The sequence below is a fragment of the Roseateles sp. P5_E11 genome (genome assembly GCF_054049355.1).
In genome coordinates this window covers 1-8,817 of the sequence record NZ_JBFUMO010000225.1, presented here as the reverse complement: position 1 = coordinate 8,817, position 8,817 = coordinate 1, and the positions used below count along the sequence as shown (strand labels likewise).

The 8,817-nt window shown below is 69.0% G+C and carries 6 protein-coding genes; 2 read left to right on the top strand and 4 right to left on the bottom strand.

Going from position 1 to position 8,817, the window contains the following annotated elements; genetic code table 11:
- Window positions 1-238 precede the first annotated feature (238 nt).
- Window positions 239-994 carry a tRNA-uridine aminocarboxypropyltransferase gene (locus ACXJKR_RS17120; protein ID WP_457323842.1) on the top strand — a complete coding sequence of 252 codons (756 nt, stop codon included), beginning with the start codon at window positions 239-241 and terminating at the stop codon, window positions 992-994.
- A gap of 66 nt (window positions 995-1,060) precedes the next feature.
- Here ACXJKR_RS17120 and ACXJKR_RS17115 read toward each other — a convergent pair whose 3' ends face one another.
- The 3 genes from ACXJKR_RS17115 to ACXJKR_RS17105 are packed head-to-tail and all read right to left on the bottom strand — an operon-like array spanning window position 1,061 to window position 6,758.
- Window positions 1,061-4,156, bottom strand: a complete 3,096-nt coding sequence (locus ACXJKR_RS17115; RefSeq protein ID WP_457323841.1) for an efflux RND transporter permease subunit — start codon at window positions 4,154-4,156, stop codon at window positions 1,061-1,063.
- On the bottom strand, window positions 4,153-5,265 hold the full coding sequence (locus ACXJKR_RS17110) for an efflux RND transporter periplasmic adaptor subunit (protein ID WP_457323840.1): 1,113 nt from the start codon (window positions 5,263-5,265) through the stop codon (window positions 4,153-4,155). The genes ACXJKR_RS17115 and ACXJKR_RS17110 overlap by 4 nt, the downstream gene beginning before the upstream one ends.
- Window positions 5,262-6,758, bottom strand: coding sequence for an efflux transporter outer membrane subunit (locus ACXJKR_RS17105; protein ID WP_457323839.1), 1,497 nt, complete (start codon window positions 6,756-6,758; stop codon window positions 5,262-5,264). The genes ACXJKR_RS17110 and ACXJKR_RS17105 overlap by 4 nt, the downstream gene beginning before the upstream one ends.
- A gap of 67 nt (window positions 6,759-6,825) precedes the next feature.
- Between ACXJKR_RS17105 and ACXJKR_RS17100 the strand changes: the two genes are divergently transcribed.
- Window positions 6,826-7,476, top strand: a complete 651-nt coding sequence (locus ACXJKR_RS17100) for a TetR/AcrR family transcriptional regulator (protein ID WP_457323838.1) — start codon at window positions 6,826-6,828, stop codon at window positions 7,474-7,476.
- Window positions 7,477-7,627: 151 nt separating this feature from the next.
- Here ACXJKR_RS17100 and ACXJKR_RS17095 read toward each other — a convergent pair.
- A partial coding sequence (locus tag ACXJKR_RS17095; RefSeq protein ID WP_457323837.1) for a hypothetical protein occupies window positions 7,628-8,817 on the bottom strand: 1,190 nt, incomplete at its 5' end.

Here is an 8,817-nt window from a genome sequence, read left to right as displayed (position 1 = left end):
GGCCAGCGCCAGCAGCGCGGCAAGGCGTCGACCGCTACGCGCAATCGAGGAAGTCAGCATGGAAATCTCCCTGTCAACTGGATCGGGCTGGCCGCCCATCCGCCGCGTCACCGGCTTTGGCCCGCTCGCAATCCACTCGTTGCAGGGCAGTCTAGGAAGCGCCACCCGGGTTGCACAGCCGACAGACGGATGGGATGGGGGCATCCGTTTGGATGAGCAGTGCTCCGACAATCCGCGCATGTCTCATGCCGTATCCCTTCTGCGCGCCGCGCGCCTGGCGAGTGCCACCAAGCCGTTCTCGGCTCGCGGCGGCTTCAAGCGCGAGCGCTGCGAAGGCTGCCGGCTGGTCTCCACGCACTGCATGTGCGCCTTGCGCCCGTCGGTGAACACGCGCGCCGCGGTGTGCCTGCTGATGGCCGACATCGAGCCGCTGAAGCCCACCAACACCGGTTGGCTGATCGCGGATACCGTCGCAGACACCTTCGCCTTCGGCTGGTCGCGAACCGAGCCCGACCCCGCGCTCCTGGCCCTGTTGAGCGAGCCGGCCTGGGATCCCTACGTCGTCTTCCCGGGCCAGTACGCCGCGCCGGAGCGTGTGGTGCATACCGTTCGGCCGCACGTCGCGGGCCAGGACGGAGCAGCCAAGCGCCCGCTGTTCATCCTGCTGGACGGCACCTGGTCCGAGGCGCGCAAGATGTTCAGCCGAAGCCCCTACCTGAACTCCATGCCGGTGCTCAGCCTGACGCCCGCCGAGGCCTCGCAATACAGGCTGCGTCGGTCACGTTGCGGCGACCATTTCTGCACCAGCGAGGTGGCCGCGCAGTGCCTGAACCTGGCGGGTGACGAGGCCGCCGGCAAGACGCTTGACGCATACCTGGGCGTCTTCACGCATCACTACCTCCAGGCCAAGAACCAGCTGCCCGTCGTCTGGGAAGGCGCGGCGCATCAGCGTTTGGAAGAGGTGAGGGCTCAGCAGCCAGTGCGCGCCGCCTGACAGCATGTGCGCCATGGCGAAGTGGCGCTGGTGCCGCCATGGGTCCAGCGCCTGCGAGCAGCCCCGTCACGCGCTGGCCGCCATGGGTGCCGCGTCGGGCGCCTGCGCGGGGCTGTCGCGCCGGACGCGGAACCAGGCGGCGTACAGCGCCGGCACGAAGACGAGGGTCAGCGCCGTGGCCACGACAAGGCCGCCCATGATCGAGATGGCCATCGGCCCCCAGAACACGCTGTGGGTCAGCGGGATCATGGCCAGCACCGCGGCGGCGGCCGTCAGCACGACCGGGCGCGAGCGCCGCACCGTGGCGTCGACGATCGCGGCCCACGGCGCAACGCCGCGCGCGATGTCCTGGTCGATCTGGTCGACGAGGATGATGGAGTTGCGCATGATCATCCCGCCCAGCGCAATCACGCCCAGCAGCGCGACGAAGCCGAACGGCGCATTGAAGAGCAGCAGTGCCGGCACCACGCCGATCAGCGCCAGCGGTGCCGTCATGAACACCATGAACAGCCGCGAGAAGCTTTGCAGCTGGATCATCAGCAGCGTCAGCATCACCGCGAACATCGCCGGGAACACCGCGAACAGCGCCTTGTTGGCCTTGTCGCTCTCCTCGATGGCGCCGCCTTCCTCGATGCGGTAACCCGCGGGCAGGCTGTCGATGATGGGCTGCAGCGATGGCCGGATCTGCGCCGTGGCGTAGGGGCCCTGCACGCCGTCGACGACGTCGCTGCGCACGGTCAGCGCCATGTCGCGGTTGCGCCGCCACAGCACCGGCTCCTCGAAGCCCGGCTCGACGCGCGCCACCTGGGACAGCGGCACGTTGACGCCGCTGCGCGTGAACAGCTGCAGGTCGCCGAGCTGGCCAATGTTCTTGCGCTCCTCGGGCGTCGCCCGCACGACCACGTCGACGAGTTCCTCGCCGCGGCGGATCTGCGTCACCGGCGCGCCGTCCAGCGTCGTCTGCACCAGGCCCTGGATGTCGGCGCTGGACAGGCCCAGCAGCCGCGCCTTGTCCTGATCGACGTGGACCTGCACCGCGCGGACCTGCTCGTTCCAGTCCAGTTGCGTGTCGCGCACCAGCGGGTTCTGGCGCACCGCGTCGCGCACCCGGTAGGCGATCTCGCGCACCTGCGCCTTGTCCGGGCCGATCACGCGGAACTGGACCGGAAAGCCCACCGGCGGCCCGAACTCCAGACGAGTCACGCGGGCGTTGACGTCGGGCAGGACCTCGTCCTTGGCGAACAGCTCCATGAGACGGGCGCGCACCCGTTCGCGCTGTTCGGTACCCGCCGTCTTGACGACGATCTGCGCGAACCCCGGGTTCGGCAGCTCCGGCTGGATCGACAGATAGAAGCGCGGCGTGCCGGCCCCGGTATAGGCGGTGAAGAACTCGATGTCCGGGTCCTTCGCCAGGCGCGCCTCGAGCAGCTTCACCTGGGCGGAGGTGGCGGCGAACGATGCGCCTTCGCGCAGCCGCAGTTCCACCAGCAGCTCGGGCCGCGACGCGGTCGGGAAGAACTGTTGCTGGACCATCAGCATGCCGGCGCCGGCGATGGCGAAAACCAGCACCGTGGTGCCCAGCACCCAGGCCCGGCGCCGCACGGCCCAGTCGACGATGCCGCGCAGCCAGCGGTAGACAGGCCGGTCGTAGGGGTCGTGGTGTGTGCCGGCCGCAAGATTCTTCGGCAACAGCARCACGCCGAGGTAGGGCGTGAACACCACGGCGACCACCCACGACAGGATCAGCGCCGCGCCGACGACCCAGAAGATGCCGCCCGCGTACTGACCGGCGATCGACTTCGCGAAGCCCACCGGCATGAAGCCGGCGGCCGTGACCAGCGTGCCGGTCAGCATCGGAAACGCGGTGGACGTGTAGGCGTAGGTGGCGGCGCGCATGCGGTCCCAGCCTTCTTCCAGCTTCACCACCATCATTTCCACCGCGATGATGGCGTCGTCCACCAGCAGGCCCAGCGCGATGATCAGCGCACCCAGCGAGATGCGGTCCAGCGCCCAGCCGGCGGCGTACATGACGGCCGCCACCAGCCCGAGCACCAGCGGCACCGACGCGGCCACCACGATGCCAGTGCGCCAGCCCAGGAACAGGAAGGACACGGCCAGCACGATGGCCAGCGCCTCCAGGAACGAGCGCTCGAACTCCCAGACGGACTCCGCCACCACCCGCGGCTGATCCGCGTACTGCTGGATCAGCACGCCCGCCGGCAGCTCCTGCCGCAGCTGCGCCAGCCGCGCATCGAGCGCGCGCCCGAAGTCCAGCACGTTGCCGTTGGCCTGCATGGTCACGCCGATGGCCAGCACCGGCACGCCGTTGTGGCGGATGGTCATGCTCGGCGGATCTTCGTAGCCGGTGCGCACGGTGGCGATGTCGGCCAGCCGCAGCAGTTGGCCGCCCACCTCCAGCGTCACGTTGGCGACGTCCGCCGCGCTGCGCAGGCCGCCGTCCACCCGCACCTGCACACGATCGTGGGTGGTATCGGCCGAGCCCGCCGGGGCCACCAGGTTTTGCCGCGCCAGCGCGTCGAACACGGCGGTCGGGGCGATGCCCATCGCCGCCAGCCGCCGTGTCGAGATTTCAACGAACACGCGCTCGGCCTGCTTGCCCAGCACGTCGACCTTGCCGGCGCCGGCCACACTCTGGATGCGCCGCTTCACGTCTTCGGTGACCGTCAGCAGCTCGGCCATCGACAGCTCGGGCGCACTCACCGCGTAGAGCACGCTGTAGCGGTCGTTGTACTCGTCGTTGAAGAACGGCCCACGCACGCCTTCGGGGAACTCCTGGCGCACGTCGCCGATCTTCTTGCGCACCTGGTACCAGGCGTTCTCCAGCTCCGCCTTGCTACTGCCGCCCTTCATCCACAGCGTGATACCGCCATAGCCCTGGCGCGCGAAGCTGCGCACGTAGTCGAAATGGTCCAGCTCCTGCAGCCGACGCTCGATGCGGTTGAGCACCTCGTCCTGCACCTCCTGCGCGGTGGCGCCCGGCCACACGACGATGGCCGTCATCGTCGGCACGTCGAAGTTCGGGTCCTCCAGACGGCCCAGCCGGCTGAAGGAGAAGCCGCCGATGATGAGCGTCGCGATGATCAGGAACAGCACCATGGGCCGGTGCGTGACGGCCCATTCCGACGGGTTGAAGCGTTTCATGAGCCGCTCCTGGCGACCGCAGCCGCACCGGTTTCGGGCGTGCGCTCGACAGCGCGCACGGTGATGCCCGCATCGAGCTTCTGCGCGCCGACGCTGACCACCCGGCTGCCACCGGCCAGGCCGGTGACGTGCACCCGGGTGTCGTCCATGGCCACCACCTGCACGGGTGTGAACACCAGGCCGGAGCCCTTGGCGTTGAGCACCCAGACCCCAGCGGACGCGCTGGCCTTCACCAGCGCGGTGACCGGCACGGCGGTGGTCGCCGGCCCGGTCGCTTGCCCGGACAGGTTCAGCTGCATGGTGCTGCCCAGTGGCAGCGCGCCGACCTGCGCGCGCGATTCCGCGGCGGCCGCGTAGCGCACGCGGAAGGTCCGGCCCTGCGCACTGGCCAGCGGCGAGAGCTCGCGCAGCACCAGCCTCAGGGGTGACTTGGCGTCCTGCCAGGGCGTGGCCGTGGCGGTGAGCGTGCGCACCCGGCCGACCCACTCCTCGGGCAGTTCGGCAACGATCTCGCGTTCGCCTTCGCGGGCCAGCGACAGCACCGGCTGGCCCTCGGCCACCACCTGGCCGCGCTCGAAGCGCAGCGCGGTGACCACGCCGGCATAGGGCGCCACCAGCGTCGCGTAGCCCTCGCGATTGCGTGCCAGGTCGAGCTGGCGGCGCGCCTGCTCAAGCCGGGCGTCGGCTGCGTCGGCACGCGCCTTCTGACGCTCGTGGTCGGCAGCGCCCACCGAACCGTCGGCCAGCAGGCGGCGCAAGCGCGCTTCGTCGGACGCGGCCTGCTGCGCATCCACCGACGCGGCCTGGACCTGGTTGGCGGCGGCACTCACGGCCAGTTGGTAGTCGGCGGGGTCCAGTCGCGCCAGCGCCTGGCCGGCCTTCACGGTGTCGCCCACCTCGACCAGCCTGTCCACCACCTTGCCGCCGGTGCGAAAACCCAGCTCCGTCTCGACCCGGGCGCGGACCACGGCGGTGAAGCTGCGACTTTGCGACGACGCGGCGGGGCTGACGGTGGTCACGAAGACCGGCTTGGCGGCGGCGATCGGCGCGGGCGGGCCGCTGCAGGCGGCCAGGGCCAGGAGGGATACGGCGAAGAAAATTCTGTTCACTGGGATGCCCTCTCGGCAAAGGAAGTCATGGCACTGCCGGCACGGGTCGGCTCGAGACCGCCACCCAGTGCCTTGTAGAGCTGCACGTCGGCCAGCACCTGCTGCAGGCGGCTGTCCGCCAGGGTGAGCTCGCTGGACAACACCGAGCGCTGCACGTCGAGCAGCACCAGCAGGTCGATCTGCCCTTCGCGCTGCAGCGATTGCGCGCGCTGCAGCGAGCGGCGGCGATGTTCGACCGTGCTGGCCAGCGCAACGGCGCGCTCGGCCTCCTGGGTGCGCACGAGCAGGCTGTCCTCGACCTCCTGCACGGCGACCAGCACCGCCTTCTGCCACACCAGCAGCGCCTCGTCGGCYCGCGCCGACTGCGCACGGATGCCCGCATCGATGCGGCCGGCGTTGAAGACCGGCATGGCAAAGGCCAGCGCGACGTTCGAGAAATGCACCGGTGCGAGATCGAGTGCATTCAGCCGCAGGTCCTCGCGACCGAACAAGGCACTCAAAAAGAGCTTGGGCCAGTACTGCGCTCGCGCCTCGGCGCCGCGCAGCGTCTCGGCCGCAACGCGCGACTCGGCCGCGATCAGGTCGGGACGGCGCCGCAGCAATTCGCTGGGCTGGCCGGTGCCGATCTCGCGCGCGGCCGGCCAGGCAAAGCCTGCGTTCTCGTCAACGACGCGGGCCGACGGGTTGCGGCCCAGCAGCACGGCCAGCCGCGTCTGCGAGGTGCCCGCCAGCGTTCGCAACGGCGGCACTTGCGCATCGAGCGCCCCGGCTTCGGCGCGTGCGCGATCCAGGTCGAAGGCACTGGCCTCGCCCTCGCGCAGGCGGCTGGCGACGCGGGTCGCCGTTTCGCGCTGGGCCGCCGCGAGCGCCTGCACGATGCGCAGACGCTCCTCGGCGCTGCGCAGCACGAAGTACTGCCGCGCCACCTCGCTGGCCACCAGCAGCCGTGCGCCTTGGACCCCGGCCGCCGCTGCGGCTGCATCAGCCTGTGCCGCGTCACGTGCCGCGCGCACGCCGCCGGCCAGGTCGATCTCCCAGGCCACGTCGACACCGGCACGCAGCGCTCGCGTGTCGGGCATGCCTTGCTTGACGGCATCGGGCAGCCCGCTGCCGCTGCGCGAGGCCGAGGCCTGCACGCCCACCGTGGGCCACAGACGAGAGGCCGCGGCATCGCGGCCGGCGCGAGCCTGGGCGACGCGTTGCAGCGCAATCGCCACATCCTGGTTGGCAGCCAAGGACGCTTCGACGAGGGCTGTCAGCACCGGATCGCCGTAGCCGGCCCACCAGGCGCCATCCAATACCTGAACGGCGGCGACAGCCGACCCGGCCTGTGCGAATGCGGCGGACAGCGGCACTGAAGGCGCCAGCGGCTGCACGGGCAGTGCCGAGCAGGCCGACAGGATCGCCAGCGCCGCTGCCGCCGACACGAGGCGGATCGGTCGGGCGCCGGGGTGGCGATTGCGATTCGGGGCGGGCTGTGTGAAAGGCTTCATATACTGGACTATCTAGTCCAGTAAGTTTAATGGCATATATTGGACTGTCAAGTACAGAAAGCCGCGAATGCCCGAAAACGAGAAGCCAGTCGAGTCCCCACCGCGTCGCGGCCGGCCGCGCGACCCCGAGCGCTTGCGGCGCATCGTGGAAGCGGCGCACAGCCACTTCAATGCGCACGGCCTGGCGCGGGCCAGCGTCGACGCCATCGCCGCCGAAGCTGGCGTCTCGAAGATGACCATCTACAGCCACTTCGCTTCGAAGGAAGGTTTGTTCGAGGCGGTGATTCGCGATCGCACCGACCGCGTGATGGGGGGGGTCGCTGGCGTCGAAGCGCTGGACCCGACGCAGCCGCAGAAGGCGCTGCTGGCCGTCGGAGAGCAGTTCCTGACGCTGGCGCGCGAGGAGGAAGCGCTGGGCCAGTTTCGCTCGCTCTATGGCGCTGCGGGGTCACAGCCCGAGGCGTGCCGGGCCTTTTACAGGCAGGGGGCCGATCGGCTGATCAGCGACCTGGCGGCCTATCTGCGCCGCGCCGATGCGCAGGGCGCGCTGAACATCCGGCACCCGCGTCAGGCGGCGGATTTGTTCCTGTCGATGTTCCTGGGCGACGGCCACATCCGCGGGCTGCTGATGCTCGACATGCCCGACGCGCGCGAAGACAGGGCACTGCTGCGCGAGGCGGTGCGTGTGTTCATGGCGGCCTACGCGAAAGCACCTTGACGCCGCGGCCCGACCGCGGACTTCGCGACTGGAAGAGCCGGTTCACGACGGCCCCCTCAAACCGGGCGCGCTGCATCGCGAGAACCTGCCCAGCGGCTCTCTGGCGCTTTTCAAGGTGAGGCGGAGACGGCGTGGCAACGCCGCCTCCTCGCTACGGATAGATGATGTGAATCTGAGCCAGGGCCCTGTCAACACCTTCGCGCCTGACCTTGACGTTGTACTCGTACTTCTTCTTCGTCGTTCCACCCGCACCGAGGTTGAAGTAGCACCTGGGCCCCAGCCCTTTTCTGGGAAGCTGCCCAGAAGGGCTGAGTGTGGCGAAGCGGTTGCGTAGCGCCTGCTTCAGGCGCCCCGGGTTGTACCTTTCCCTGGGATACAGCTCCTGCACGTTCAGGGACGGGCCCGCGTAGTCGAACGTGCTGCGGAACATGCTGAGCACCAGGTCCACGATGTGGTCTGCGGCTTGGCCATAGTTGGGCGTCTGGCGTGGCTTGCGGACGCGAACCGGCGCGCTGACTTCCCGCCATTGGGCCTGCCGCTCCAGGAACCACTGGATCTTTGTCTTGACGATCTTGTTGACGAACTGGAGGGCGTCGACGAAGTCGTCATTCGATCGGGCCTGGTCCACCAACGCATACATGGCCTTGCGCTCGTCGTCGTCGATGTGTTCGCCCTCCTCGTAGAACGCGATGTCGTCCAGCGCAAGGTTCAGCGCTTCCTCCAGCGCCTGCTGCGCCTTGCGCGCTTCTTCAATCCATGCGTGCACTTCTTCGAGCAGCCGCGCAGCCTGCGCCAGCGCCTCGTCGTAGTTGCGCTTGGCCGCCAGCCTGCGCAATGCGGCCAACTTTTCCTCGTGTGCCTCGCTGTACGTTCCGCTGGCCAGGTCCTCGTCTTCGATCAGCTGGGCTTGCTTCTCCAGCTTGGTCAGCGCCTCGAGGAAACCATCGCGCTGGGGATGCGTTTTGCGCAGCTGATTTTCCTCGGCATCGAGCAGTCCTTCCAAGGTGTCCAACGCACAGCCAGCGTTGACGAAGGTCGATGCGTCGATGTCCTGCGGGACGGCTTCCGAGGCCCGTGAAATCGGATCGGGGAGCGAGCTGTCCTTCTGGAGCAACAGGCACCGCGCCGCCAGTTGGGTGGCCCGGGTGCGTGCCGCCAGTATCTGGGCCTGCTGCTGCTCGGCGATTTCGTCAAAGCGCTTCTGGCTGGCTTTGATCCTCYCCTTYAGCGTGTCGTTCTCGCGCAAGGCGTCTTCGTATTCCGACTTGACGGTGGCCAATTCCGCCAGCTTCGTCTCCAGCGCGCTCTTTTCCTGTTTCGCCGTGGTGATCCGCTCCCGGG